General features: G+C 52.7%; 21 protein-coding genes. 7 read left to right on the top strand and 14 right to left on the bottom strand.

Features of this window, described 5'->3' with window-relative positions; translation table 11 throughout:
• Positions 1-18: 18 nt before the first annotated feature.
• The 4 genes from FE845_RS10340 to FE845_RS10325 form a co-directional block, all read right to left on the bottom strand.
• A complete protein-coding gene (locus FE845_RS10340; protein WP_200364214.1) occupies positions 19-1,809 on the bottom strand; it encodes a S8/S53 family peptidase in 1,791 nt (596 codons plus the stop codon).
• A 117-nt stretch (positions 1,810-1,926) separates the two neighbouring features.
• Positions 1,927-3,114, bottom strand: coding sequence for an MFS transporter (locus FE845_RS10335; protein WP_200364212.1), 1,188 nt, complete (start codon positions 3,112-3,114; stop codon positions 1,927-1,929).
• A gap of 3 nt (positions 3,115-3,117) precedes the next feature.
• Positions 3,118-3,945, bottom strand: a complete 828-nt coding sequence (locus FE845_RS10330; protein WP_200364210.1) for a CheR family methyltransferase — start codon at positions 3,943-3,945, stop codon at positions 3,118-3,120.
• 40 nt (positions 3,946-3,985) lie between these two features.
• Positions 3,986-4,915 carry a chemotaxis protein CheV gene (locus tag FE845_RS10325; RefSeq protein WP_200364208.1) on the bottom strand — a complete coding sequence of 310 codons (930 nt, stop codon included), beginning with the start codon at positions 4,913-4,915 and terminating at the stop codon, positions 3,986-3,988.
• 189 nt (positions 4,916-5,104) lie between these two features.
• Between FE845_RS10325 and flgA the strand changes: the two genes are divergently transcribed.
• The 3 genes from flgA (at position 5,105) to FE845_RS10310 (ending at position 6,811) form a co-directional block, all read left to right on the top strand.
• Positions 5,105-5,806, top strand: a complete 702-nt coding sequence (gene flgA / locus FE845_RS10320; protein WP_200364206.1) for a flagellar basal body P-ring formation chaperone FlgA — start codon at positions 5,105-5,107, stop codon at positions 5,804-5,806.
• A 200-nt stretch (positions 5,807-6,006) separates the two neighbouring features.
• Positions 6,007-6,333 carry a flagellar biosynthesis anti-sigma factor FlgM gene (gene flgM / locus FE845_RS10315; RefSeq protein WP_200364204.1) on the top strand — a complete coding sequence of 109 codons (327 nt, stop codon included), beginning with the start codon at positions 6,007-6,009 and terminating at the stop codon, positions 6,331-6,333.
• Positions 6,334-6,340: 7 nt separating this feature from the next.
• The gene (locus FE845_RS10310; protein WP_200364202.1) at positions 6,341-6,811 is read left to right on the top strand and encodes a flagella synthesis protein FlgN; all 471 of its coding nucleotides are present in this window, start codon (positions 6,341-6,343) and stop codon (positions 6,809-6,811) included.
• A 4-nt stretch (positions 6,812-6,815) separates the two neighbouring features.
• Here the strand turns inward: FE845_RS10310 and FE845_RS10305 are convergent, their stop codons facing one another.
• A complete protein-coding gene (locus tag FE845_RS10305) occupies positions 6,816-7,544 on the bottom strand; it encodes a pilus assembly protein PilB (protein WP_200364200.1) in 729 nt (242 codons plus the stop codon).
• A 287-nt stretch (positions 7,545-7,831) separates the two neighbouring features.
• Between FE845_RS10305 and FE845_RS10300 the strand changes: the two genes are divergently transcribed.
• The 3 genes from FE845_RS10300 (at position 7,832) to FE845_RS18820 (ending at position 11,028) form a co-directional block, all read left to right on the top strand.
• Positions 7,832-8,374: a peptidylprolyl isomerase gene (locus tag FE845_RS10300; RefSeq protein ID WP_227714258.1), complete on the top strand. Its 543-nt coding sequence runs from the start codon at positions 7,832-7,834 to the stop codon at positions 8,372-8,374.
• A 22-nt stretch (positions 8,375-8,396) separates the two neighbouring features.
• The gene (mnmC, locus tag FE845_RS10295) at positions 8,397-10,319 is read left to right on the top strand and encodes an FAD-dependent 5-carboxymethylaminomethyl-2-thiouridine(34) oxidoreductase MnmC (RefSeq protein ID WP_200364196.1); all 1,923 of its coding nucleotides are present in this window, start codon (positions 8,397-8,399) and stop codon (positions 10,317-10,319) included.
• 76 nt (positions 10,320-10,395) lie between these two features.
• Positions 10,396-11,028, top strand: a complete 633-nt coding sequence (locus FE845_RS18820; RefSeq protein ID WP_200364194.1) for a CBS domain-containing protein — start codon at positions 10,396-10,398, stop codon at positions 11,026-11,028.
• A gap of 14 nt (positions 11,029-11,042) precedes the next feature.
• Here the strand turns inward: FE845_RS18820 and FE845_RS10285 are convergent, their stop codons facing one another.
• The 5 genes from FE845_RS10285 to FE845_RS10265 all read right to left on the bottom strand — a co-directional run bounded on the left by FE845_RS10285 (position 11,043) and on the right by FE845_RS10265 (position 21,444).
• Positions 11,043-13,805, bottom strand: coding sequence for a Calx-beta domain-containing protein (locus FE845_RS10285; RefSeq protein ID WP_200364192.1), 2,763 nt, complete (start codon positions 13,803-13,805; stop codon positions 11,043-11,045).
• A 150-nt stretch (positions 13,806-13,955) separates the two neighbouring features.
• Positions 13,956-15,983, bottom strand: coding sequence for an NAD-dependent DNA ligase LigA (ligA, locus tag FE845_RS10280; RefSeq protein ID WP_200364189.1), 2,028 nt, complete (start codon positions 15,981-15,983; stop codon positions 13,956-13,958).
• 92 nt (positions 15,984-16,075) lie between these two features.
• On the bottom strand, positions 16,076-17,083 hold the full coding sequence (gene zipA, locus FE845_RS10275) for a cell division protein ZipA (protein ID WP_200364187.1): 1,008 nt from the start codon (positions 17,081-17,083) through the stop codon (positions 16,076-16,078).
• Between the two features lie 172 nt (positions 17,084-17,255).
• Positions 17,256-20,759 carry a chromosome segregation protein SMC gene (smc, locus tag FE845_RS10270; protein ID WP_200364185.1) on the bottom strand — a complete coding sequence of 1,168 codons (3,504 nt, stop codon included), beginning with the start codon at positions 20,757-20,759 and terminating at the stop codon, positions 17,256-17,258.
• 1 nt (position 20,760) lies between these two features.
• The gene (locus FE845_RS10265) at positions 20,761-21,444 is read right to left on the bottom strand and encodes a GntR family transcriptional regulator (protein ID WP_200364183.1); all 684 of its coding nucleotides are present in this window, start codon (positions 21,442-21,444) and stop codon (positions 20,761-20,763) included.
• A 286-nt stretch (positions 21,445-21,730) separates the two neighbouring features.
• Between FE845_RS10265 and FE845_RS18815 the strand changes: the two genes are divergently transcribed.
• Positions 21,731-22,657, top strand: a complete 927-nt coding sequence (locus FE845_RS18815; RefSeq protein ID WP_200364181.1) for a GGDEF domain-containing protein — start codon at positions 21,731-21,733, stop codon at positions 22,655-22,657.
• Positions 22,658-22,698: 41 nt separating this feature from the next.
• Here the strand turns inward: FE845_RS18815 and rluB are convergent, their stop codons facing one another.
• Genes rluB through FE845_RS10240 form a run of 4 tightly spaced genes read right to left on the bottom strand, consistent with a single transcriptional unit; the run spans position 22,699 to position 26,449 of the window.
• Complete coding sequence (gene rluB, locus FE845_RS10255) at positions 22,699-23,724, bottom strand: 23S rRNA pseudouridine(2605) synthase RluB (protein ID WP_200364179.1); 1,026 nt, start codon at positions 23,722-23,724, stop codon at positions 22,699-22,701.
• Between the two features lie 39 nt (positions 23,725-23,763).
• The gene (gene scpB / locus FE845_RS10250; RefSeq protein ID WP_200364177.1) at positions 23,764-24,405 is read right to left on the bottom strand and encodes an SMC-Scp complex subunit ScpB; all 642 of its coding nucleotides are present in this window, start codon (positions 24,403-24,405) and stop codon (positions 23,764-23,766) included.
• A gap of 45 nt (positions 24,406-24,450) precedes the next feature.
• Positions 24,451-25,242: a segregation and condensation protein A gene (locus FE845_RS10245; protein ID WP_200364723.1), complete on the bottom strand. Its 792-nt coding sequence runs from the start codon at positions 25,240-25,242 to the stop codon at positions 24,451-24,453.
• Positions 25,235-26,449, bottom strand: coding sequence for a tryptophan--tRNA ligase (locus FE845_RS10240; protein WP_200364175.1), 1,215 nt, complete (start codon positions 26,447-26,449; stop codon positions 25,235-25,237). Before FE845_RS10240 ends, FE845_RS10245 begins: the two co-directional genes overlap by 8 nt.
• Positions 26,450-26,504: the final 55 nt, after the last annotated feature.

Below are 26,504 nucleotides of genomic sequence, written 5' to 3'. Positions count from 1 at the left end.
TGAATACGCTCAACTCTATCACCTAGCTCTATCGAGGCTTTGCACCGTAAGGTGCAAAGCTTCCTGCATATCTAACCTCGCAGAGTGGCCAACGTCGGGATCGTTCAAATTATTACCACGCTCTGAAGGCAAAATCGGTGATGTAAGATCGTCAGCATCAACAGGCTCGAAATCATACTCTTCGCCTATTGTCATAGCGCTTCGACGCAAAAGCATACGCAACTGCTCTGGCGTTAGCTGAGGATCGACCGACATCATCGCAGCAAGCAACCCTGTTACCAGCGGGGTTGCGTAGGATGTACCGCAATGGACTCTACCCTGCTTGCCAGACTCTGCCGTTGAACCACGCGCACAAGCCGCAGCGGTAACATCAACGCGCATGTCGATATTGGAGGCTTTACGTTTGTTTGCATAACCGGGATCATCCACACTCAGCCCTTTCTCTTTGCTCAGCTCATGTCCACCCACAACAAACAGCTGTTCAGTGACGAACGACGACGGCAATCGGTACTCATCCCGGCTAGAGTATGAGGATGCGTTTCCTGCAGAGTTAACCACAACGACATCGGGATGCTCTCGCCTTAGCCAAAGAAAGAACTCTTCCAGAAGCTCTTCATAGCCATTCATGGCGAGGCCTGAACGAACCAACGAGTCCACTTCCTCGCCCTCAACACTGACTGCGCCAATGCGGTGGATACCCCAGCTCCAGTTGAGTACACGCACACCGTCTTGAACAAGGTTTACCGACGCAGCCACATTGGCTGTGATGCCTGCATCGGAGCCTCGGTCAACGATAACATCGAATCCGGGATTGGCCTTGTTTAGCCCGCTCAGAAATCCCGAATTGCCTCCGTTATTCCAGCCAGCTGCCAAAATGCCTGTTACGGTAGAGCCGTGATCCTCGGGTTGTTGAGCATCTCGGGCATACACGCAAGTACGATTTTTCTCTGCGCGACAGTTTCCTAAGTAATCACTGAAATCCGGTGCGTCAAAATCCACATCGCGCTCTATTACACCTACACGGATCGGGTGTGTTTTCACCGGCTCGTCTTCAGAGCTCATGCGCCGCGTGTAGTAATTCACAGCATCCAAAAAGCGATTTGCTGTCCATTCTTTCTGGTTGGATGCGGAAGTGCTAGGCGAACCGGATTGATCCCGCTCCTGTGGCTTAGGCTGGCTTTCAGCGCTGGTTTCTTCGATAACAACAGCATCAACGCTCACCTCATTGCCTAACCGAAGAATCAACGCATCCCTTTCAGTGAGATTGCTGACAGGCAAGCGAAGCTGATAGGTGTTTAAAGGTGGAATTGCACCTACAATGCTTGCACCAAACTTTTCTGCAAGTTTTGCAGCTTCTTCCGCACCGTTGTGACTCTCTTCAATAATCACGCTAACGAGGTCTACATAAGTGGTTAAACCATCCATATTTTCGGCAACCTCATCCTCAGTGGCTGCTACTACATAGCTCCCCGCCAGACTAAGCCAAACAGCGTTGCTCACTGCTTTACCCTGCTCAATCCAGAGCGCGCCGCTACTGTAGTCGTTGCCCTCCAACGAAACACTTATGGCACCGGGCATTCGGCTCACTTGGGATGGCGGAATCTCTTGACCATTAAGCATTGGTTTTGCGGCTTCTTCACTTAGGCCTTTTGCGGTTATCAAGAAGGTTTTTCTATCGAGAACAGAGTCTTTATTGTCTGGGGACAAATCGGTTATCCGAAGCTCTTGTGCAAAAGCGGCGAAGCTCACCAAAAGTGCGCAACTGGCCAAGGCAAATACTCGGGGAAGACGCCGAAAAATCCTGCTCATAAACCGCAACTCCCTGTTTCCATATAATGTGGATGCAACAGTGACGTTAGCAGCACGCGGCTAAAGCGGGGATAACAGATGGGTTACGAAATTTACAGAAAGCGGAAAATGACAAGACTACGCAGGCTCTCGGCTTTGTCCTTCCCTCCGCGTCAGCCAAACGGCCATCAGGATTCCATGGACAATGACGAAGGGTACAGCAACCATCACCAATGAAGCCCAGCCTAACCAGGAAAGAACCACACCGGCCGATAAAGCCGCTGTGGCCTGAGAACCAAACACGAATATATCGTTGAGGCCCTGCACCCTAAAGCGCTCAGCCTCGGTATAGCCGCGCGGCAACAGGGTGGTGCCACCCACAAATAGGAAGTTCCAACCTACACCTAACAGCAACAGAGCGGAGAGGTAATGGTGGAAGCTAACACCGCTGGCAGCCAAGACAATACAGCCAAGGTAGGCTAACAGCCCTGCAGCCATCATCAGCGGTATGCCAATAACCCGGGTAAGCCAGCCACTGATCAGCGAAGGAAGATACATGGCCATTATGTGAAGCTGAATAACCCGCTTGGCCGCATCCAGATCATGACCTGCCATTTCAGTCATACTTAGGGGCGTTGCTGTCATAATAAAGCTCATCACTGCATAGCCGATAGCAGCCGAACTGATAGCCACGCATATTAGGGGGTTGGCAAGAATTTCCCTCAAAGGCCTACCACCGCCAGCGTGGGACACCCTCACCCTCTCGCTGCGCGCCCGGTAGCCTGCCCCCAGTATTAACAATGCCGCTAACTGAACACCCGCAAGACCCAACCAACTTGCGAGAAATGGGTGCTCCGTACCCGCTCCGCTACCAAGCGTGGCAATTTCAGGCCCAAGCCAGGCAGCAATTAATCCGCCAAGCAGCACTCTTGCAGCGGCCGAGCCTGCCATATTATCAGGCACTGATTCCATGGCGGCGAAACGGTACTGATGCACCACCGCCAAACCCGACCCGCCTACAATTGCTGCTACACACAGCAGCGGGAATAGCGCAAGCCAAGACGCGAGAGCACCAAGCAAACCTGCGAGTACGCCCATCGATGCGCCCAGCAGCATTACCCGTTTACGCCCTAGCCTTTCCATGAGCCAAGTGGCAGGCTTAATCGCAAGAACAGTTCCGACTACGACGAGGCCTACGGGGAGTGTGGCGTATTCCGGTGCTGGAGCGAGCAAGCGCCCTTGAATACTGCCGATAAACACAATGAACGGCGCTGTGCACATGGCCAGCGCCTGAGCGGCAACCAGCACCCATACGTTAAAGGGCATTGATTATTTTTTCCTGTAGATGATTCCCGGATGGCACTGGACCATTTCATAAAGGTCCGGCAAACCGTTCAGTGACTCCGAGGCACCTAAAATCAAATAGCCGCCGGGGTTAAGCGTTGCGTGAATACGAGTAAGAATGTCTTTTTTAAGCTCTGCGGAAAAGTAAATCAGCACGTTGCGACACATTACTATGTCAAACTTGCCAAGCATGTAACGCTCAAGGAGGTTGAGCTCTTTGAACTCCACCATGCTCTTGATCTGCGGGCGAATCTGCCAACCACCGCTAGCAGAAGGCGTAAAAAACAGCTTCTGGCGCTCCGGCGACAGCCCCCTTCCAATAGCAATCATCTCGTACTCTCCACGCCGAGCAACCTCGAGTACGCTTCGCGATATATCCGTTGCTGTTATCTTTACATCCCGCAGCTTGCCGGGTTTCTGGCGCCTGAACTCATCCACAATCATGCCAACCGAGTATGGTTCCTGCCCGGTGGAGCATGCAGCTGACCAAATTCGTAGAGGGGGTGCAGGCGAACGAGCCGCGAATTCAGGAAGCAGTTTTTCCTGAAGGATGCGAAACGGATGGTTATCACGGAACCAGAGGGTTTCGTTCGTGGTCATTGCATCGATCACCACCTCCCTCAGGCTTCCCCTACCCGGCCGTTTAAGGAGCTCAAGCAGCTCCCCCAACGAGTTGAGGTCGTTCTCTTCCAGAATCCGTCGTAGCCGACTTTTTACGAGGTATTGCTTGTTATCGCCCAGCAAAATACCACACGCATCCTGCAGGAACGATTTAAAGGATTCATATTCCTGTGGCGTAATTTCCGCTTTCATTGGATCTCAGTTCTAAGTGGATTACCCAGCGAATAAAATGTCAGTTCTGATCAATAATTTCCATGATTCGTTCAGCGAGTTCATCCGGGCTGAATTTCGCCATAAAATCATCCGCCCCAACTTTCTTGACCATCGCCTTGTTGAATACGCCGCTGAGTGAAGTGTGGAGCATAACAAAAAGACCACTGAGGGCGGGATCGCCTTTGATTCGTGTAACCAGTGTGTACCCATCCATTTCGGGCATTTCCACGTCCGAGATAATCAGAGAAAAGTGGTCGGTCGCTTTCGATCCGTCTGCCGTGATTTCTTTCAAATGCTCGAAAGCCTGTTTACCATCGTTTCGTGTGACCACCTCCATACCGATCGCGGTGAGACACCTCTCGATCTGCCGGCGTGCTACTGCCGAGTCATCCACAACAAGGACCGGTAGGTGCCCTGGAACCCTCTCTGCGCTCTTGCTCAAAATCGCTTCAGTAACATCCTCACGAAGCGGAGAAACTTCAGAGAGAATTTTCTCTACATCGATGATCTCTGCCAGCTTGTCATCAATTTTAGTGACAGCTGTAAGGTAAATATCCTTACCTGCTCCCTTCGGCGGAGGAAGAATATCCTCCCAGTTCATATTCAGGATACGGTCTACACCGGTTACCAGAAATCCCTGAGTCTTACGGTTATACTCGGTAATGATAACGAAGCTGCTAGGCAGCTCTTCCTGAGGGATGCCAGGCAGACCAATCGCCATACCCAAATCAATAACCGGAATAGTCTCGCCTCGTGTATGCGCGACACCGCGCACTACAGCCCGGCTGTTCGGCATGGAAGACAGCTTGGGGCATTGCAGCACCTCTTTCACCTTAAAAACGTTGATGCCGTATATTTGGCGCCCGCGCAGGCGGAAAAGAAGAAGTTCAAGACGGTTCTGCCCGACCAGCTGCGTACGCTTGTTTACACTGTCTAATACGCCTGCCATCGAAGTCTCTCCTGATTGGCCGGAAGTACCGGCACGCATTTTGCTGTAACTTATCGTAAATTATTGAGGTGACGTAATAACGTCATCCGCAAACGAATATGTCGGTTTAACGGCCAGTTAGTCGTAAGCCTTAGGCATATTCGATGAATATTTGCCGTATTACTGACAGCATAGGACAAACCAGCACATATGCGCACTCAGCTTTTATTATGGATCTCACTCATATCGGCTTTGGCCAGCCCAGTGCTGGCGAAAACGACGGCGGACGAGATCCGTGAAGCAACGAGTTCATTTCTTGAAACCTTTGCCAGAGCGCAGGCAGACAAAGGTTATCAGGTGACTTATGAGGCTGGAAATATTGACAGCAGGCTGGCACTGGCTCCCTGCTCCTCTGCTCTAGACGTCGAATTCACAGGTGACCCTTGGAAAAGCGAGCATCCATCAGTTCAGGTATCCTGCAGCGGCGAGCGCCCTTGGAGAATGTTTGTTACAACCACTGTTTCCATCAATGGCCCTGCGCTGGTGGCGGCTCGCCCTCTTGGTCGCGGTGAACGGGTAACCAGTGACATGCTGCAAACCCGCTCCGTTGTAGTGAATGCTAGCCGGCGAGGAATTATCAACGATGCAGAGTTGGTTCAAGGCATGGTTGTACGTCGGCCCGTCAATGCAGGCTCGGTGCTCACGCCCGATCTTCTGGAGGCGCCAGACGCCGTTGCCCAGGGCGATCATGTTATTATCACCGCCCGTCGAGGCTCCTTTTCCGTTCGCTCCCGAGGCAAGGCTTTAGCCAGCGCGTCGATTGGGGAGCAAGTGTTAGTGGAAAATCTTGCGTCATCACGCACAGTGAAAGCCAGTGTGACCGCGCCCGGGCATGTTGAGGTGCCGATGTAACGCGAGCTCGCGGCAATTTTTTTCCGCTGGCAAAAAAGTGCCGCCGCTTAGGGCTTCCAACAACAGCATTTAACTTTGTGAAGTAATGTTAACAAAAAGCAGATATCTGCTCCTAAAGTATGTCGGCATCAAGCCGTTAAGTAGATATAAACCCGAGTCAGCCCACTAAGGTGTGGCTTAACTGTAAAGCAGGTACTGATATGTCAGTTGACTTAAATGGAATTGGCCAAGGCCAGGTCAACACCCAGAGAACCACGGCCGACAAGTCCGCAGGCAACCAGAGCCCCAAGCAGGCTGCCCCAGAGCAGACGACTGCGAAAGCTCAGAGCGCACGCGGTGAAAACGTTAATTTGAGCAGCCAGGCCAGGAATCTTAAACAGCTTGAACAAAAGCTGGGAGACTATCCTGAAATGGACGATGAGCGAATTGAGCAGATTCGATCTGCGCTCGAAAACGGCACCTACAAAGTTGATGCAGAAAAACTGGCCCAGAAAATGCTTGATATGGACGAAAGCATTTTTGGGTGAGTAAATCATGGCTGCAATTGACGATCTGAAGAACCTTCTTTTACTGGATATCCGCCAGCTGGAAAATCTGGCGGATATTCTAAAGAAAGAAAAAACCTGTCTGTCAGGCTCTGACACTAAAGCCCTTGAGGCACTAACTCGGGAAAAGAACGCCATTCTCGGAGATGTTCGGGAGCGCGCAAAGCAGAAAATTCGAGTTCTAGTAGCGATGGGGTTTCGGCCTGATAGCGGAGATCCTTCGCGCTTTATCCGTAGCGCCGGGCTTCATGAGGCCTACGCCCTGTGGCAGGAAGCCGATTTAAAGCTCAAGGAATGTCATGTGCTTAACGAGAACAATGGGCGCATTATCAATCATCTTCAAAAGCGATTGACCCGCCTTACGGACATTTTCAGGGGCGCATCAGGCCAGCAAAAGCTTTATGGGGCCAAGGGCCAGCAAACAACAGTCTCCAGCAGAACGGTGCTTGCCAGCGCCTAATTATTTATCGCGTATAGATAGTCATTCTGGAATCTGGGTGGAAGCTAATGTCCTGAATGCTGACATTCCCCATGGATGGGCTTCCGCCTCCACTGACCCGAATATTATCCATACGGATCTCTTCGATGCGCTCAGGGAAGGCCATAGTTATTCTTCCGCCTTCACCCACTACATACCTTGGCTCTCCTTCACGGTAATGGACACCGTTAATCGAAAAATCTGAATCCAGAAGGTTCAGTACCGGAAAGAAAACATTCGCGGTGAGCTTCAGGCCTTCGATAACATCTGGCTCAAGCAGCTGTTCGCCGTCCTTTTCAGAACCGACAACCAGCCCTATTCGATCCAGCAACGAATTGTTTCCCTGCCCCGTGACCGATGATAGTTCATCCTCTGTCATCGGCGACATACCCGCCGGATCAAAAAGCTCCCCGGCTTCGACTTCTTGTGCCGCGCTGGCATCGTTGCTCGCCGCAAATGTAACCAGTGGCTGAAATGGAAGAGCGACCATGGTGACCATAGCCGCAGCGTTGCGATAGCGGGACTGGTGCTTCAATACCCGGTTGAGTTCCCGCTCGGTTACCCAACCTGCAGCAACGAACACCTCACCCAAACGTATGCCGCTATTACGTTGTAATCTGAGGCCTTCTTCAAGTTGATCCTCTGTCAGATAGCCACGATTAACCAGTAGTCGCCCAAGCCGTGACTTTTCCTCAAACCCTTTATGGAATCTCACTAAGCTTCTCCCCTTTCACACAGTGATTACCGTACAATCTGGCCCGACGAGTTAAATCAAGCTTAATTGCTATCAATTGAGATTAGTCGATACCAATACATTCTACGACGGCAGGTGTCCCGAAAAATGTATCAAATTTGTTAAGATCGAGTGCACAATTGAGTTCGTTTGATTATTACAGGTAACACACCTTCCGATAACACAGTGAGAGCCCCGCAATGACAAATTCGGTAAATTCCTCAAGTAATGTGATACAAGTCCTGTTAATGGTTATAGGTTTGTCATTTATGGCATTTCAAACTCACGCCCAAACCGGTGCGGATGAGCAAAGTGAAGTATTACCCAAGGTCCGCATTTTGACCAACGAAGGCACAATCGAACTGCAGCTTCGCCCGGATGTTGCTCCAATAACGGTAGAGAACTTCCTGCAATATGCACGCGACGGTTTTTTTGATGGCACAATTTTCCATCGAGTTATACCGGGATTCATGGTTCAAGGTGGAGGGTTTACAGAAAACATGGCCCGTAAGGAGCCCCGTGCTGCTATTAAAAACGAAGCATCACAAACCCTGCCTAACTTTCGCGGCACCATCGCCATGGCCCGTACCAACGCGCCGGACTCAGCCACCTCGCAGTTTTTTATAAACGTCGCAAACAACGATTTTTTGAACGCAGGTGTTCGCGGTGCGGGCTACGCTGTTTTCGGCAAAGTTACGGCGGGGATGGGCGTAGCTGATAAGATTTCAGGTGTTAAAACCGCTCGTGTTAGAGGAATGGCCGATGTGCCGGTAAAGCCGGTGATCATTCAAAGCATTACATTAATCGACTAGCACACAAATCTAGGCCGCCATTATGACATCCCCCCCAAAACCGCCAGCAGTTCAACCAGCGGAACTGCATTGGCGTGATGGCATACCGGCGTCAAAACATGGCGGCCCTTATTTCCCGCCTACAAAGGGTTCTGAGGGCCCCCTCCACGCACATATTAACCCCAATGACTTACCCGCACGCTTTACCGAAGTTCCGCAAGCAGGCTCCTTCGTTATTGCTGAGAACCGTTTTGGTGCAGGACTGAACTTTCTGGGCGCGTGGCAAGTCTGGCAAATGTTTGGCCCATCACATGCCGCTACACTCCATTTTATATCCGCAGAGAGCTCTCCACTTAACCGCAAAGATCTTGAGAGTGTGCTTTCGAGCTATCCTGAGTTTGACGATCTTTCTAGGCAACTGCTTGCCCATTACCCCCCACTGACTACTGGCACCCATCGCCTTGTATTGGCTGATGGCAGAGTTCGCCTGACCTTGTTCTTCGGGGAATTAAACACTGCGTGGGACGAGCTTTGCTTTTTAGCCGATGCGTGGTTTCTGCAAGGAAATGTGCTGGCAACTAACCAAGAATCAATACAAGACGCGACCATTCAACAGATATGTAAACACAGTAAACCGGGGACCACGCTTTCCATAACAAGCATTGCAGATAACCATAGGCAAGTATTGGAAACCGCCGGCTTTCGTCTGCTGACATGCACCAGTGCAGAGGACAGACCCGCTACGTTTTACGGCTATTTTCAGTCCGCCAGCGCCCCCATAACCGAGCCTACAATACCCAATAAGCCTGCGACTTCTATCGCAATTATTGGGGCTGGCATTGCGGGCTGTATGCTGGCAGACAACCTTGCACAAAGAGGCTATGAGGTTACTCTTATTGATGCTGCATCCGGGGCCGGTTCAGCAGCCTCTGGTAATCTTCAAGGCGCCATGTATGTAAAACTCGGCGTGGAGTTTAACCACCAAACGCAACTTGCCCTCTCCGCTCTAACTTTCAGCCAGCATTACTACGACTCTTACGGTGGCCAATTTTGGCACCCTACAGGCCTATTGCAGCTCGCTTGGAGCGACAGTGAGCGGGACCGGCAACGCCGTTTCGTAGAGCGCAACCAATACCCAAGGGAACTGTTACGGCCGGTTCCAAAAGAAGAAGCTGAAACTCTCACGGGTGCTCGCCTTGAGACCGGTGGCTTATGGTTTCCCCGCAGTGGCTGGCTTGAGCCCAAAGAGCTTTGTAAATCACTTGCCTCACACACTGGCGTTTACAAAGTAATGGACTCCTCAGTACGCGAATTGAGAACTTACGATGGTAAGTGGCACATTTCCACAACTAGTGCCGATGATCCGAAGCTTACTGCAGATCAGGTTGTGATCTGTGCAGGCCACTTAAGCCCCCAGCTCATTCCAAGTTCGAGCACCTTTCGCTTTAAAGCTATTCGCGGCCAAGTCACTCACTTGCCAGAAGCTATTGCAGCCAGTCCGCGCGCTGTTATCTGCGGAGCCAGCTACCTAAACCCAGCTCACAACCTTCAAGGTCAACGGTTAGGGGTTATTGGTGCGACCTTTGATCTCCATAGCGAGGAGCCGGAGACCACAACGGAAAGCCACCGGGAAAACATGTTGGCGCTATCGGCCATGGTGCCGCAGATGCTGGGGGCGGACTTGGCAGAAGGCGACCTTCCAGAACAGCTTGCGGGCCGCGTCGGGTTTCGCTGCACTACCCACGACTATCAACCTGTTGCAGGGCAATACAGTGATGCTCAAGGACGAGAGATAGAAGGTCTCTATCTTTTAACAGGCCTCGGCAGCAAGGGCTTAACATACGCTCCCTTGCTAGCAGAATTCGTTGCAGACCAAATCACAGGCCAGCCCGCCGCGTTGCCAGAATCGCTTGCCAGACGATTGGCAACGCGACGCATGCATCAACCAAAGGTGGCTGCTTCGTAATCATTTACTACTAATGGTCTGAGCTCTTGCGCCGATACGTTGTTAAATAGGTGTGCTTTTTCAGAGGGAAGGACGAGTGTCTATTTTTGTCAGCGAGCCAGGCCGCCCAGTCGGAACAAGATTACCGGAGGTGTTTCGGGGGCGGCGCGTGGGTGATGTCAGTGAGCTGACGGAGGGCCAACCTATCAATCCTGAACGCGGCGAAGCAACAGATGCCGAGTTTCAGCTGGCGGCTCGTTCCGGTCGTCATCGCGCTCTGGAAGAGTACGGAGCTGCAGCGTCAGGGGAGCGAAAAGACCAACGCCCTTACTTGCCAGTCTCCACCATCTGCTCTCCGGTACTCTACTCTTTGCCTGCTTCAGCTACGGTAGCCGAAGCTATAAGCTTGATGGACGAACATGGCGCTAATCATTTGGTGGTCACTGCAGATACACACGTTGCCGGGCTCGTTGCGCAACAATGGCTTCTGGCCTGGCTTCATGAACATAACGCCAACGCCATGGAACAGAGCCTGACCCACATCGAGTTACCAGCGTTCCTGACTGCCTCTCCGGAAACCGACGCTCACCAGCTCGCTCGGCTGATGCTGGCACACCAGCTAAATGCGGCTCTTGTCGTTGAAGATCAAGGCAACCCCGCGGGTATAGTCACCAGCACTGACTATTTGCGCCTATACGCCAGCGTTGGCGGGCAACAAGGCAGCGTATAAAAACCTGCTGCTAACTAAAGAGTTAGCAGCGCGCCTTCTGGACTGAGCAGAAGTATTACCCAATCCCCCCCCTTACGAGCCAGAGCCACAACCTCATCGTCCCGATAATTGGCGAGTTGCGCGATTTCTGAATCGGCGGCATTCCACTGGAAACGCCACTCATTGCGGAATACTGTGGTTTCTGCATCAGGGTCTGCCTCTGGTGTCAGTGACACTCGGGCAGCGATAGCGGAGCTGGTACCACTGACCCCGGCAGAGCCGGTAAAGTCACCGTCAGTAGCTCCTGCAGCTACCAAGTCGCCATAAAAGTCACTGAGTGCTGCGAACTGCTCGCTAGAGACATCACTTGCATCATTCAGGTTAAACGACTGGATAATCTCTCCGCCTATGGTATAGGCCAAGACGAAACCACCCTGACTGGAGCGAGGCTCACTTGTAAGAATCAGGCTTTCCTCTTCATTACCAGTGTCATCCCCGTCCTCACTTTCTTCTTGGCGCTCAACAACGGTGTATTCACTGAGTCCGTTACCAAGCAACCACAGGGTGCTTCCTTCCGCCACACCATTGGCAATCCGCTCATCCGCTTCTGTACCACGCTGGCGCACGGTGAGGTCACTATCCGCGGATGCTGCGGTATAAAAATAAGCATCCACCCCACCCAACGCTGGCTCGCCTTTAACTGCACCTTGGGCAGACCCAAATAACACAGGGCTCACCCCTATCGCATTTGCACCAGCCACCCGGTCATCAGCAGAGGAACCCACTTGTCGTGTCCAAGCCACTGAAGGTTTAAAACCGTTACCTTCAGGCAAAGAGTCTATGCGCTGGAGAAAACTATCGAAGCCACCCGCAGACGTTTGCCCCGGCCATTGGCCATTGGTTTCGCCAGCAATAACGATAAATCCACTTGCCGGGTTTATTCCTGCTGAGCGAACCAGGTCGTCGCCTTCGGTGCCGGTGCGGGCCGTCCAAGTTTCAACATACTCACCACCATTGCTCGCCTCGTCATACCAGTACAGAGAGGAAACAACGTCGTTACCACCAATTTCTGCAGTACCTTCGACAGAATCAGCGGTGCTGTAGGCCACCACAAGCTCAAAGCGGATAGTTCGAACATTGTCTTTTGCCACTTCCCGTCTAGCAACACCAATGACCGGCGCCGGTGTCGACAATTGGTCCCCTGCGGATGAAACATCGAGCTGCTGTAGCAAAGCACCTTTTTGATTAAAGATGCGCACCTTAACCCGGTCATTGTCTGTACGGTCGTAACCGGCCACAAACATCTTACCCGCATGGCCCACCGCAATATCCGTCGGGACAAAGCCGCTTCCGGAGCCTACAGCCAATGGAGATGTTAGTTCATTGATGCTAACCCTGAGCATTTCATCGGCCTCTGCTCGGGCATAGTTTTGCCGTCCGAGCTGATAGCTGTTGTTCAGACCCAACAGGATGAAACGATCATCAGGCTGGGCATTGAAATAAGGCCCTGTACCCGAATCGCCAATAACAACCGAAAAATTCACCTCATCCACGCCTTCCTCAAATACCAGCTCATCTCCAGGCAGGTTGGTACTGAACTCAGTACCCAGCCGTGCGGATGAGCCCTCGGAATGACGCAATTTTGCCCGGATTGTTCCCTCACGGTCTCCCGTTAAACGCGCAACATAAGTCTGTGAAGCACCGACGTTCAACGCATCCCGCGTTCCACCCTTTACCGTCTCTAGGCTTACTTTTGGCTCATTGTCATCAATGACTATCGCGGTTCGGACGCCTGCATTGGTTTCCCCGAGCGCTGCGATGCCGCTTCTCACTTCGGTCAGGCTCAATCGAGCTGCTTCCGAGGGCTCGGGGAATGTGTCGTCCACAACTTCCAAACGAATATAGCACTCGGTTATCCCCGGCTCGAAGGTAATAACCCCACCGGTATAAACACCGGGATACTCGCCTGTGGTATCTGTTTCGTAGGTTAAGTAAGGAAGATCTTCGAATGTTGAATTGCTGCCCAAAGCCACAATATCTTGCCCGGGAATGGCATCACCTGTGTTGGTTCTGCCGTGTTCACAACGCTGATGCGGAGCGCTAAAGCCAGCATCGCAACTGGCTGCATCGAAATCCGACGTAAGCTCGAACGCGACCGCCACCCGGGTGACCGAAGGCTGATCTAGCAATACTTTTACAAAAACGGGACGCGTAGGCCGTGTAAGATCGCGGGTACCGTTAACTGCGCCGGTTTCGTCATAAGTATTGACTGTAAAGCTATGTTCTCCCGGCACTTCCAGATCAGGCAACTCACACCGCTCCCTGCGTGTGTCTGGAATTTCAGGTGATACTGCACCCTCGGTGAAAGTTTCGGCTTCCAGCGATAAAGCGTTGTATTTGACCTCAATATCGAAGGGCTGCGAACCAGCCATACGGCCATCCGTGCCCACCAGCGTAATGTCTTCATAATTCCCAAGATCCGCTTCGCCACGGGCGCCGCCGCTGAGGCCAGGCACGCCACGCATAATAATGCCCTGTCGAGCCTTATTGCTGGTGTCTTCAAGGGCTAACCAGGACGGGTTATTGGTTAGAGAATAGTCGAGTATGTCTTCTCCGCCGTAGGCACCAAAATTATAGTAGTACTCAACGCCCAGATAGGCGGTTCCCGGTGTAGCAGCCAAGATTGTTGGTTGATCCGGATCTTTCTCGGTTTTACAGCCTGAGGCGGCAAGGGCCAAAAGAAGAACAATGGTCAGCTTTTTGGTAACGACAGGGCGAGGAAACAACTCGGCACGCATGGAAAAAATCCGTTTCAGAACATTGTTTTTATGGCAGTGCGTGGGCGCTGGCCTGAGCCACCGATAACACACAGTTACAGAATGCAGCCATGTTAGCCACTTTCGGAAACGGGGTATCTGCGCGAGTTCTCAGATTCATCGGTCTGCGTATTAAAGCCCCTGATCTTTGAGCATCGCTAGCAGAGCTGGCTCATCCAAAACAGGAACACCAAGCTGCTCAGCTTTTGTCAATTTGGAACCGGCGGCCTCTCCTGCCACAACACAGGCTGTTTTTTTCGACACGCTGCCAGCCACTTTGGCACCCAGCGACTCCAGCTTTTCTCTGGCCTCATCGCGGGTAAGTTCCGACAATGTACCTGTCAGCACCCAAGTTTGCCCCTGCAGAGGCTTACTACCAGCGGTAGCTTCCTCTTGCTGCCACTGAACGCCCTCTTGGCGCAAAGCATCGAGGGTTTCGCGGTTATGGGGTTGTTCAAAAAAGCTGCGGATATGACCAGCAACAATAGGCCCAACGTCAGGTACTGCGATGAGCGCTTCTTCATCAGCCTCTGCCACTGCCTCAAGAGTGCCGAAATGTGATGCCAAAGACTTAGCTGTGGCCTCGCCTACTTCTCGAATACCCAGCGCATAAAGGAAACGCCAGAGTACAGGTTCCCGAGACTTATCTATGGCCTCGACCAAATTAGCTGCGGATTTTTCGCCCATCCTATCCAAACGCATCAGATCTTTTGCAATCAGCTTATAGATATCCGCAACCGTCTCTACCATGCCTTGATCCACAAGGATATCGATCCATTTGTCACCAAGCCCTTCAATATCCAAGGCCTTTCTGGACGCATAATGCCGAATCGCCTCTTTTCTCTGGGCTGGGCAGAATAGACCGCCTGAGCAGCGGGCGATGGCTTCGCCTTCAATCTGGATAACATCGGAACCACAGACAGGACAATGCTTGGGAAGCTCCACGGAGCGCGCGTTTGCGGGGCGTTTTTCCAAAACAACCTTCACAACTTTTGGAATAACGTCACCCGCTCGACGGATAAATACTGTGTCGCCAATATGAACATCCAGCCTGCGAATCTCATCCATGTTGTGAAGAGTGGCGTTGCTGACCGTCACGCCACCCACGAAAACGGGCTTGAGACGGGCAACGGGGGTGACAGCACCTGTGCGCCCAACTTGAAACTCCACATCTTCAATAATTGTCAGCTCTTCCTGCGCCGGAAACTTATGGGCAATGGCCCAGCGCGGCGCCCTGGAAACAAAACCAAGGGCTGCCTGATAATCCAACCGGTCAACCTTGAATACTATGCCGTCGATCTCATAGGGCAACACATCGCGCTTCTGCATCAACTCTTCATAGGCTTCAAGGCATTCGGCTGCCCCAAGTGCTTTGCGCATCTCTGGATTAATTCTGAACCCCCAGCGCTGTACCTGTTGCAGGCTCTCCCACTGAGTGTCAGGCAACAAGCTTTCGTCTGTGACTGCAACGCTATAGGCGCACATTTCCAAAGGTCGCCGTGCTGTCACTGTGGATTTCTTTTGACGCAGGCTCCCGGCTGCGGCGTTTCTGGGGTTTACAAAGGTCTTCTCGCCCTGACCCGCCAACCGATTGTTCAAGGCTTCGAAACCAGCCCGCGGCATGTAGACCTCACCCCTGACTTCCACAAGGTCGGGTACATCATGCCCTCGTAGGCGCAGCGGAACAGAAGGAATGGTCCGTATGTTTGCAGTGATGTCTTCACCGGCATAACCATCTCCACGAGTTGCAGCGCGCGTAAGCGACCCTTTCTCGTAATGCAGGCTGACAGCCAGACCATCGAGCTTGGGCTCGCAAACATATTCAACTTCGCTGTCTGTATTGAGGCGTTCTCTAACCCGGCGATCAAAGTCTCGAAGCTCATCAGCATTGAAGGCATTGTCTAACGACAGCATAGGCAAGCGGTGGACAACCTCCTCAAAACTGGTTTCGGCGCTACTTCCTACCCTTCGGGTGGGTGAGTCATCCGATGCCAATTCAGGGTGCTCCAGTTCGAGCGTTTGAAGCTCCCGAAAAAGGCGGTCGTATTCCGCATCCGGGATACCCGGATCGTCCAGCACGTAATACCGGTAGTTGTGCTCATCAAGAGCAGAACGCAGCTCCTCTGCCCGTTTGATAGTCTCCGGTGACGGCTTGCTCATAGGTTGGCGCTCTTTGTTGCTGTCGTTGTTGCTGTCAAAAAAATGCCCGGATAACTCCGGGCATTGTTATTTCAGTTCTGACCCCGCCCAACTCAGTGGCGTGGTGAACGCTGCTTGCGTTCAAATTCACGGATTCGCTGGCGGCAATGCTCTATTGTCTGAGCCGTCATCACGCTGCGTCGTTCATCCTTGAGTTCACCTCCAAGGTTACGTACAACGCATTGCGCAGTTTCGAGCATAAACTCAAAAGCCTGCAACGCATTCGTTGGCCCTGGCATGCTCATAAAAAAGCTGATACCCGGTGTTGTCATAGCCGCTACGTTATTCGGCTTGAAGGTGCCGGGTTCTACGGCGTTGGCGACACTGAATTGCACCGGAGTAGTAGTATCCTCTGCCTCATGACGGTGGTAGATGTCCATATCGCCATGGGCCAGTCCACAGGCTTCAAACAGTTTCTGCAGGGCTGCTCCGCTGAAATCCTCACCCTGACGGGCAAGCACGTTAATCACGATCACCTCGCGGGCTTCCGGTCGGTTGGCTCCCGCCAGCGGTTGCTCCGGGCCATCATTCGATTGCGGCTCTCGGCGGGCAGTATCTTCTTCAACATCGGAAATCGTTTGAGCTGGTATTTCCGGCGATGACAGTTCTTCATCTTCCGCGCCCCAACCAGTATCAGCGGTCAATTCATCGTGCTCAACGGAGGAAAAGCCGGACTCTCCCACATCCTCGTCCATTTGCTCCGGTGCCCAAGCGCCGTCTTCATTTGCAAGGGACTCTTCAAGCTCGGAAGTATTTTTCCCCTGAGTTTCACGAACGGGCCGGGTCGGCTTTTGCTGCGGAGTCCGGAAACGGGAGGGCTTTTCACGCCGCACATAGCCGCGCTCTTCCAAGGTATCATTTGAAATTGGCCTCGCTCCACCGTTAGGAAGCTCGGGGTTATGGTACTCATCCAGCGGGGATTCTTTTAAGTCATCAACGCCCATCCCGGAAGAAATCGCAATAGATTCTTTGCGGGCCCGACGCATGCGCCTCAAGCCGTCTATTACAATACCGATAATAACAAGGGTGCCGATGGCAATTAACCATTCCCTAAGTGACATAGTGCTGCTGTCCTGTTTGCAGATCAGATCCGGAAGCGAATAAAGGGCTCCGGCTGCTACTCTAAAAAAAGCCGGTACTGAATACAACGCAAAGCCGCATCACATGGCCTTTTTGTCATTCTTGGCGGTTTTCTGGCCAGCTACTGCCCGTCTGGCGCCAACAGGCAGGACACTAGGCTTCTGCCAAAGCGGCCGCCTCTTCAACATCAACGGTAACCAAGCGCGAGCAACCGGGTTCGTGCATTGTAACCCCCATAAGTTGGTCCGCCATTTCCATAGCGATCTTATTATGGGTTATGTATATAAATTGTACCTGTTTCGACATTTCTTTGACCAGACTGGCATATCGGCCAACGTTCGCATCATCGAGGGGGGCGTCCACTTCATCCAGCATACAAAAAGGTGCCGGATTGAGCTGGAAAATGGAGAATACCAGCGCAATGGCAGTGAGCGCCTTTTCGCCACCGGACAACAGGTGGATGGTGCTGTTCTTTTTTCCCGGCGGGCGAGCCATGATCGCCACACCGGTTTCCAGAAGATCCTCACCGGTCAGCTCTAGATAGGCATTGCCTCCACCGAACACTTTCGGGAAAAGAGCCTGCAAACCGCCATTTACCTGATCAAAGGTTTCTTTGAAGCGCTGCCGGGTTTCCCGGTCGATTTTGCGGATAGCCGTATCAAGAATATCGAGTGCTTCTGTCAGGTCGTCGTGCTGGCTGTCGAGGTAGGTTTTACGCTCGCTTTGAACTTGATACTCGTCTATCGCCGCAAGGTTGATGGCGCCAAGGCGCTGAATGCGATTTCCGATTTTCTCCAGTTCCGCTGCCCATTCGTCCTGACTGGCATCTTCAGGCAATTGGGGAAGAATGTCTTGCAGCTTTACGTTCAGCTCACCAAGTTGCTCAATGTGATTACTGGCACGAATCTCCAGCGCTTGGGATTCCATTTTCAGCTTTTCCAGTTTGGAGCGAACGTCTTGAATCCGGTGATCTGTGCCGCTTCTGCCCTGCTCTTTCTCCCGCACTTCCCGATCAATTTCTTCCAAAGCATCACGGGCTAAACCAAGCTTTTCTTCCTCAGCTAACCGGCGATCCAGCAAACCTTCAAGTTGCATTTTAAGATCTTCTATGGGCTCTTCCGCGCTTTCTCTGGACTCCCTAAGGATTTCCAAGCGCTCTTCCAGACGCTCTTTCTGCATTTGCATGCGGTCAATGGTTTGGCTTAGGCCATCACGTTGACTAGCGAGAGTTTGGAGCTGCAATTGAAGTTGGTGAGCGTGGTCACGATCATGGCGGGCCTCCTGACGCAATCCGTCAAGTTTCTCCCGCCGAATGTCCCGTTGTTCGAGCAAGCGCTCTTTTTCGTCATCACCGTCTTCCGTCAAAGCCAACGCCTGTTGCCAGTCTTCCCGGGCGACACTCAGGTTTTCCTGCTGACTTTCCAGATTCAGTGCTACGTCTGATGCTTCTTCATGAATCCGAGTAAGTCGCGCATCAATCTGCTCGGCACGGGCACGCAGTCCGCTCATTTGGGAGGCGACTAAACTGAGCTCGCGATCGGTTTCGCTCAGCCTTGCCTGTACCTCATCTCTTACGGACTCCGCTCTTTCTGTTCGTTCCTGCAGCGCTTCGTGGCGGGCTATTGCTTCTTCCAGAGACTCCTCCGCCAGTGCAAGCTGCTCGGCCAGGGTATCCACTTTTTTCTGCCGCTCAATAACACCAATTTGGCTGGCGTCGGATTCCGGCATCCGCACCCAATCACGAGCTACCCAAACACCCTCTCGAGTGATGAGACTATTGCCTTCTGCCAGCCCTGACCTCTTGTCTAGCGCATCGGCTAGAGACTCAGCCACCCCGATTCCTGTGAGCATAGAACTAATAGCTTCTACACCACGCACTTTAGAGGCCAATCCATTCGCAGCAGTTTCTGGAGTGCTGCCTTCGGAGCTCGCCTGCATGATGGCAAGCCCCTTCGGCGCCTCCTGCAATGCCCGAGAAAGTGCGTCGATGTTCGGCAACAGTAGCCCCTGACTAAAGCGCCCGATGATCTGCTCTAACGCGAACTCCCAGCCATCCTCTATCTGAAGTTTGCCAGCCACACGAGGAAGATCTACTAAACCATGCTCTGCCAGCCATGCCTGTTGCACATCATCTTGCCCACCCATCTGTTCATCAAGCAGCGCTTGTTGAGATTCCAGTGCAGCTTGTAGGCTTTGTACCTTCTGTCGGGCACCGGTCAGGGCTTGTTCGGTATCGCGCTGGTTTTGCTTGGCATCCTGAAGCTCCTCCTGAACCGATTCAATTCGCTCGGCCGCTTCTTCACGCTGCAATTCCAAGACCTCTTGTTGTTCTTGGAGTTCATGCAGTTCGTCCCGATCAACCTGGCCATCCAATTGCGCCTGTTCGTCTTGGAGCTTACGCTGGCGAGCTAACAGTTGGTCTATGGCTTGCTCAAGAGAGACGATACGAGATTGGGCAAGCTCTGCTTCGCGGCGAGCATCGGCAGAGCGTGAACTGAACTCTTCCCAACGCTGCTGCCATTCGCTCATGGCCTCTTCCGCTTGCTGAAGCTTCTCGCCCGACTCCTCGGAGCGAATAGCCAGAGATTCCTGTTCTGGCTCAATCATCTCCAGCTCTTCCCGAATCGCAGAGAGCTTTTCTTCGTCCTGACTCAGTTCCCGCGCGAGTTCTCGTTGGTTCGCCATCGCCTGATCCAGCTCGGCAGCAGTCTGGCGACTTCTCTCGCGCTGATGCTCGAGGCTTTGCTCAATTCGGGCAATGTCAGCACCAGCTTCGTAATAGCGTGCTTGCGCACGGTTGAAGTGCTCTGTACGCTCATGATGGCTGTCGCGCAGGGATTCCAGAGCGGTTTCCAAGCTGATACGTTCGGTAAGCTGCTTCTCAAGCTCAAGCTCCGTATCGCGGATTTTGCTGCGCCAAGCCTGAAGATCCTTATCCAGAGATTGCCAGCGCAGAACCGTAAGCTCGGCCTTTTTCTGGCGCTCTTCCTGCTTGTAGGCTTTGTATTTTTCTGCAGCAGCAGCTTGTCTCTCGAGGTGCTGTAACTGTCGTCCCAATTCTTCACGAAGGTCGGTCAGGCGCTCAAGGTTTTCCTGAGTGCGGCGCATGCGGTTTTCGGTTTCCCGGCGGCGCTCCTTGTACTTCGAAATGCCCGCGGCTTCCTCAATATAGATGCGCAGCTCTTCCGGCTTGGCCTCTATCAGCCGCGAGATCATGCCTTGCTCGATAATAGCGTAGCTACGGGGGCCTAGGCCGGTGCCTAGAAACAGATCTGTGATATCACGGCGACGGCATTTAGAGCCATTAAGGAAATACTCGGACTGCCCTTCCCGGGATACCCGCCGGCGTACGGAGATCTCATTAAAGCGAACGAACTCGCCGGGCGCAGAACCGTCACTATTGTCAAATACCAGTTCTATAGACGCTTGACCTACGGGCTTGCGCGCGCTGGAGCCGTTAAAGATAACGTCTGTCATGGATTCGCCGCGTAAATACTTGGCGGAGCTCTCTCCCATCACCCAGCGAACGGCATCAATAATATTGGATTTGCCACACCCATTAGGCCCAACCACTGCTGTCAGATTAGTCGGGAAAGGTACTGTGGTGGGATCAACAAAGGATTTGAATCCGGCCAACTTGATCGACTTCAGGCGCATGTCACGCGCTCTCCTCCTCCATGAGAATACTCAAAACCTGCTGTCTCTGGTGTTCACCGAAGGCTTGTATCGCAGACTGAAGCCGTTCAGCGTCTCCACTCAAAGCTGCGTCACCCAAGCGCCGGAAAAAGACCGCGGTCTGCCCTATGCCGTCTCGAAAGTTCTCAAGCGCAACGAAATAGGTGCGACTGATCGCAGGCCGGAAATTTTCCAGCGTTTCCTCCAAAAACGGGTTATCAACCAGTTCATAGGCGTAACGCATTACCCCAAAGCCCGCTTCGATGACCTTTTCAGCAGAATCTGGCCCGGTTGAGTTTACAGCCTGAATAACAGCCTCAACTTCTCGAACCCGACCCATAACACCACGCAGCTCGTCGCCTGCCCAGCGTTCAATAATTTTGCGCCCCAGCATGCACAGCAAATCAATATAAATATCATAGAGATTGTTTACGCTGGCAACCGTTAGGCTCGAAACCACAGCGCCTCTGCGCGGGAAAATTTGAATCAGATGCCTGCGCTCCAGAATCAATAAGGCTTCCCGTACCGACCCTCTGCTGACATTGAGGTCGCTCGCAACTTTAAGCTCCTGAATTCTGGCACCGGGCATCAGATCCCGCGTAACAATCCGCTGACCCAAATGTTGGGCGATCTGTTCGGAAAGACTTTCTGGGGCCTGAAACGTCATACGAAATAATGCTCACTTCTGGAAAAAGCGCGGAAACAAGTCCGTCAGTTTACCACAGGGATTCATCATCCCCACCCCTTAGAAGTGCATTTCACCCCCGTGCGTGGCGCGGCAGGAAGGCACTTGCCGTATTTTTGACGCTTGTGCAGTCAATTGAAAACCCGGAAGCTAATTCACTTTATAACATTGACTTATATATCTGTTATTAATAGATATTTTTAACATGGCACGATCGGTGCTGTATGCAAGAAAATCACTGATACGTTTTGAAAGAGAGTGAGCCGTAGTGAAAAATATACCGTCGATACAGCGAACCACCACTCAGCCAAAGGATCTGGCTGCACTTCGGCAGGCGTTTGAGGGATGGTCAAATACCCCAGACCCTCTCACAAGATTAACGCGGCGCCTATCCACAACACTCTCTCTGGAAACCCAGCTTGGTATTCTGACAGAAGAATTACGCGGAACTATTCCGTTCGACGCTTTGAACTATCGCCATCAGGTTGGGCACCGCGACTTTGTGTTTGCAACCGGAATGGGCGGCCCACACCGTTGCGAATATCGCCTAAATCTGGAAGGCATATGCTATGGCACTCTCACCCTCAACCGTCGGCAGAAGTTTTCTGATGAAGAACTGCAGGGTATTGAGATGTTTATCAGCGCGGCCGTCTGCCCCTTACGCAACGCCTGCCAATTTATTGCCATCGAGCAAGCGGCACTGACAGATTCGCTGACATCTATCCCAAACAAGAGAGCACTGGATGAGCACCTTCAACGCGCAAGCTTGCTTTCAGACCGCCATGGCGAAGAATATTCAATAATTCTATGCGATCTGGATCATTTCAAATCAGTCAACGACCAGCATGGGCATGTTGTGGGCGATCATGTGCTGCGAATTACAGCAGAAGCTCTTGGGAGTGCAATCAGAAACTCGGACAGCGTTTACCGGTTCGGCGGTGAGGAGTTCGCCATTTTGCTACCGCACACTGGAGAACAGGAAGCACGGGACGTCGCGGAACGTGTACGGCGCGCTGTCGCGGATTTAAACGTCGATTGCGGCGGAACCAATCTCTCTGTAACCATCAGTTGTGGTGTCGCCAGACATCTGCCGGAAGAAGGCGCTAGCCAGTGGATAGCCCGCGCCGATGAGGCCTTGTATAGAGCGAAAGATCAGGGCAGGAACTGCACTCGGGTTTTTGCCAGCATCGGTTGAATAGCCTGAGCCAGAGGGCACTCAGGCTATGCACCCTCACTCTACCTGTCGGAATGCGACTTACGAGGCCTACCAGAGCCTCTTTGAGGTCTACTGGCACCGCCACGGGGTTTATCAGAGCCACCTTTGCGCGCAGGTTTTGTATCACTTACATCCCAGCGCCGACCTCCCGTTTTTTTGCCCCCGCTACCCGGGCTCTTCCTTCTTTGGCGATCGTGTGCGGCTTGCTCATCAGGGGTTTTCTGGGGTATGTCGATAGAGGCAAGTCCAACAGTACCACTAATGACATCGACTGCCTTCTGGTCCAACTCTTCCCATTTACCCAGCGTCAGTCTGCTCGGTAGGAATACCGGGCCATAGCGCACTCGTTTAAGGCGGCTTACGCGGACGCCCTGCGACTCCCACAAACGCCTGACTTCGCGATTACGGCCCTCCAATAGCGTCACATGGAACCACCGATTTATTCCACTGCCGCCAGCAGGGCTGATATCACTGAACTTTGCCATGCCATCCTCGAGCAGCACACCCGCCATCAGGCGCTCAATCATGGCATCATCAACCTCACCAAAAACCCGTACTGCGTACTCTCGGTCAATTTGGCTAGAGGGGTGCATCAAGCGGTTTGCCAGCTCACCGTCAGTGGTAAATAGCACTAGCCCTGTGGTGTTGATATCCAGCCGACCGATTGAGATCCAACGGTTATCCTTCAGCCTTGGTAGGCGGTCAAATACCGTTGGGCGACCTTCTGGGTCTTTCCGGGTGGTTACCTCGCCTTCCGGCTTATTGTAAATAAGAACGCGACGCACAGTAACGGCTGCTGCTGCCACTTCCAGCCGTTTTTCGTCCAGTTCAAAGCGGTCGGTTACAGTGGCTTTCTGGCCCGGCGTCACCACCTCACCATTTACCGTAAGTCGGCCGGCTTCCATCCAGCCTTCAATCTCTCGACGCGAGCCGATCCCGGCCCGGGCAAGGAGTTTCTGAATCCGCTCCGGGCCGTCGTTCGTAACCGCATCGGCAACCGGCTTTGCGGTCGGTTTGGGCTTTCTTCCGGGGCGTTCTGACGCCATGAACATAATCCTTAATCGCTGACTGACACCCGAATGGTATCAGTGAAATGTCTGGTCTGGCGGGTTGTCGCCCGCTGGCTTCGCTTGTGCTGAGTCGAACTCAATCTCAGCCTGCATATTCTTTTCAACTTCCCGACCGATTTCTTCCAGATCTCGGATCTCGGATAACGGAGGCAACTGCCCCAAACCAGAAAGACTGAAATAGTCGAGAAATTGCCGGGTTGTCGCGTACATTGCCGGTCGGCCGGGAACATCTCTGTGCCCAACAACACGCACCCACTCTCGCTCAAGCAAGGTACGAATGATATTGCTGCTTACCGCAACACCCCGGATATCTTCAATCTCACCGCGGGTGATGGGTTGTCGATAGGCAATCAGGGCAAGAGTCTCCAGCAAAGCACGGGAGTAGCGCTGGGGTTTTTCCTCAAATAACCGACTGACCCAAGGAGCAAACTCTTCACGAATTTGAAGGCGGAAGCCGCTGGCCACTTTGCGGAGCTCGAAACCTCGGCCTTCGCATGCGTTGCCAAGAAGCATCATGACATGTTCCATAACTTGCCTTGCCGGGCGTTCATCCTCCCCAAAGAGCTCTCTTAACTGTTCAAGGGAAAGAGGCTTGCCAGCTGCGAGCAACGCGGCCTCGGCAATTGCTTGAATTCTAGAGAGTTCTTCTTCGTTCATGATGGCTATCCGGTTTCTCTATGCCGCTTTCCAATACGAAATCTTTCAGCGCGCCGCTCGCGCACGCACGTGGATCGGGCCCAGCACTTCAGCTTGGACCACTTCGATCAACTGTTCTTTAACCAGCTCGAGGGTAGCCAGAAAGCTCACAACCACTCCAAGCCGACCTTCCTCAATGGTAAACAAACTCTGGAAGGTGACAAATTCGTCGTCCCGCAGTACAGACAAAATGGCGGACATTCGCTCTCTGGTCGACAGCCTTTCTCTTTCTACATGGTGACTGGTAAACAGGTCAGCCCGTTTCAGTACACCCTGAAGCGCGAGAAGAAGGTCCCGCATATCAACATCTGGATGCGCTTGGCTCGATGGTAGCTTCGGTAAAGATGCAGATACAGCAAAGGTGTCGCGCTCCATGCGAGGCAGTGAGTCAATATCTTCTGCGGCCTTCTTGAAGCGCTCGTATTGTTGCAACCTTCGAATCAGTTCTGCCCGGGGATCTACCTCTTCATCTTCGTCGGCTTCGTGCCTTGGCAGAAGCATACGGGATTTGATCTCCGCGAGCGTGGCTGCCATCACGAGGTATTCCGCAGCCAGCTCAAAGCGCATGGCTTCAACTGCTCCAATGTACTCCATGTACTGCCGGGTTATCTCACTAACGTCTATATCCAGAATATCCATGTTCTGGCGTCGTATGAGATAAAGCAAAAGATCAAGAGGGCCCTCGAAGGCCTCAAGAAATACTGCAAGGGCATCTGGCGGGATATACAGATCACTGGGAAGGTCAACAACTGGCTTCCCTGATACCCGCGCCAATGGTGCCTGATCTGGCTTATCGATAGCTCAATCCCATGGCGGTCCGAACTTCCTCAAGTGTATCTCTGGCTGCATCCCGCGCGTGCTCACGCCCCTCCTGAAGGATGGAATGTACAAGATCAGGGCTAGCTTCGTATTCAAGAGCCCTTTCGCGCAACGGGCGCTGCTCTTCCAGAATTGCATCAATCAGTGGCTTTTTGCAGTCAAGACAGCCTATACCGGCACTGCGGCATCCAGTCTGAACCCATTCTTTGGTGGTTTCGTCAGAATAAACCTTGTGCAGCCCCCATACCGGGCACTTCTCAGGCTCTCCCGGATCTGTACGGCGCACTCTCTGAGGATCGGTCTGCATGGTGCGAACTTTCTGCGCCACACTATCCGGTTCTTCCCGCAAGCCAATATAGTTGTTATAGGACTTGGACATTTTTTGTCCATCCAACCCCGGCATTTTCGACTCTGGTGTTAGTAGAGGCTGAGGCTCAGGTAATATAATCTTGCCGCCACCTTCGATGAAACCGTATAGGCGCTCACGATCCCCAAGGGAAATATTTTGCTGCTCCATGAGCAAGGCACGGGCAGTTTCCAGCGCCTCCATGTCGCCCTCTTCCTGATAGCGCTTTTTGAGAGTGCGATAAAGCTTGGCGTTCTTCTTGCCCATCTTCACGATGGCTGATTCCGCCTGATCCTCAAAGCCGGGCTCTCGTCCGTAAATATGATTAAACCGGCGAGCGATCTCGCGGGTGATTTCAACGTGGGAAACTTGATCTGCACCCACAGGTACTTTACCTGCGCGATACATCAATATGTCGGCGGTCTGGAGCAATGGATAGCCGAGGAACCCGTAAGTTGCTAGGTCCTTTTCCCGAAGCTTTTCTTGCTGATCCTTATACGTGGGAATGCGCTCCAGCCAGCCCAGCGGTGTAATCATGGACAGCAGCAGGTGCAACTCTGCGTGTTCAGGCACCTGAGACTGGATAAACATGGTGGAAGAACCGGGGTTAACCCCTGACGCCAGCCAGTCAATTACCATATCCCAGACACTTTGCTCGATGCCAGACGGATCATCGTATTGCGTGGTCAGGGCATGCCAGTCGGCGATGAAGAAGAAGCACTCAAATTCGTGCTGGAGTTTCACCCAGTTTTTCAGCACACCGTGATAGTGGCCAAGGTGAAGCTTGCCGGTGGGACGCATACCGGACAAAACCCGTTGCTGGGAATCTACTGAACTCAAAGCACAAACTCCTTCTTTTAAATGGAATGCGCCCATACTAAACGAGGCGACCCAG

The organism is Marinobacter sp. 1-4A, from assembly GCF_016597725.1.
Lineage (GTDB): Bacteria > Pseudomonadota > Gammaproteobacteria > Pseudomonadales > Oleiphilaceae > Marinobacter.
The sequence above is the reverse complement of the archived record's forward strand: the minus strand, read 5'-3'. Positions and strand labels throughout refer to the sequence as shown.

What these genes read in the sequence shown, in the direction of transcription:
- FE845_RS10340 (WP_200364214.1), bottom strand. Translation starts at nt 1,809, where the DNA reads ATGAGCAGGATTTTTCGGCGTCTTCCCCGAGTATTTGCCTTGGCCAGT.
- FE845_RS10335 (WP_200364212.1), bottom strand. Translation starts at nt 3,114, where the DNA reads ATGCCCTTTAACGTATGGGTGCTGGTTGCCGCTCAGGCGCTGGCCATG.
- FE845_RS10330 (WP_200364210.1), bottom strand. Translation starts at nt 3,945, where the DNA reads ATGAAAGCGGAAATTACGCCACAGGAATATGAATCCTTTAAATCGTTC.
- FE845_RS10325 (WP_200364208.1), bottom strand. Translation starts at nt 4,915, where the DNA reads ATGGCAGGCGTATTAGACAGTGTAAACAAGCGTACGCAGCTGGTCGGG.
- flgA (WP_200364206.1), top strand. Translation starts at nt 5,105, where the DNA reads ATGCGCACTCAGCTTTTATTATGGATCTCACTCATATCGGCTTTGGCC.
- flgM (WP_200364204.1), top strand. Translation starts at nt 6,007, where the DNA reads ATGTCAGTTGACTTAAATGGAATTGGCCAAGGCCAGGTCAACACCCAG.
- FE845_RS10310 (WP_200364202.1), top strand. Translation starts at nt 6,341, where the DNA reads ATGGCTGCAATTGACGATCTGAAGAACCTTCTTTTACTGGATATCCGC.
- FE845_RS10300 (WP_227714258.1), top strand. Translation starts at nt 7,832, where the DNA reads ATGGCATTTCAAACTCACGCCCAAACCGGTGCGGATGAGCAAAGTGAA.
- mnmC (WP_200364196.1), top strand. Translation starts at nt 8,397, where the DNA reads ATGACATCCCCCCCAAAACCGCCAGCAGTTCAACCAGCGGAACTGCAT.
- FE845_RS10285 (WP_200364192.1), bottom strand. Translation starts at nt 13,805, where the DNA reads ATGCGTGCCGAGTTGTTTCCTCGCCCTGTCGTTACCAAAAAGCTGACC.
- ligA (WP_200364189.1), bottom strand. Translation starts at nt 15,983, where the DNA reads ATGAGCAAGCCGTCACCGGAGACTATCAAACGGGCAGAGGAGCTGCGT.
- zipA (WP_200364187.1), bottom strand. Translation starts at nt 17,083, where the DNA reads ATGTCACTTAGGGAATGGTTAATTGCCATCGGCACCCTTGTTATTATC.
- smc (WP_200364185.1), bottom strand. Translation starts at nt 20,759, where the DNA reads ATGCGCCTGAAGTCGATCAAGTTGGCCGGATTCAAATCCTTTGTTGAT.
- FE845_RS10265 (WP_200364183.1), bottom strand. Translation starts at nt 21,444, where the DNA reads ATGACGTTTCAGGCCCCAGAAAGTCTTTCCGAACAGATCGCCCAACAT.
- rluB (WP_200364179.1), bottom strand. Translation starts at nt 23,724, where the DNA reads ATGGCGTCAGAACGCCCCGGAAGAAAGCCCAAACCGACCGCAAAGCCG.
- scpB (WP_200364177.1), bottom strand. Translation starts at nt 24,405, where the DNA reads ATGAACGAAGAAGAACTCTCTAGAATTCAAGCAATTGCCGAGGCCGCG.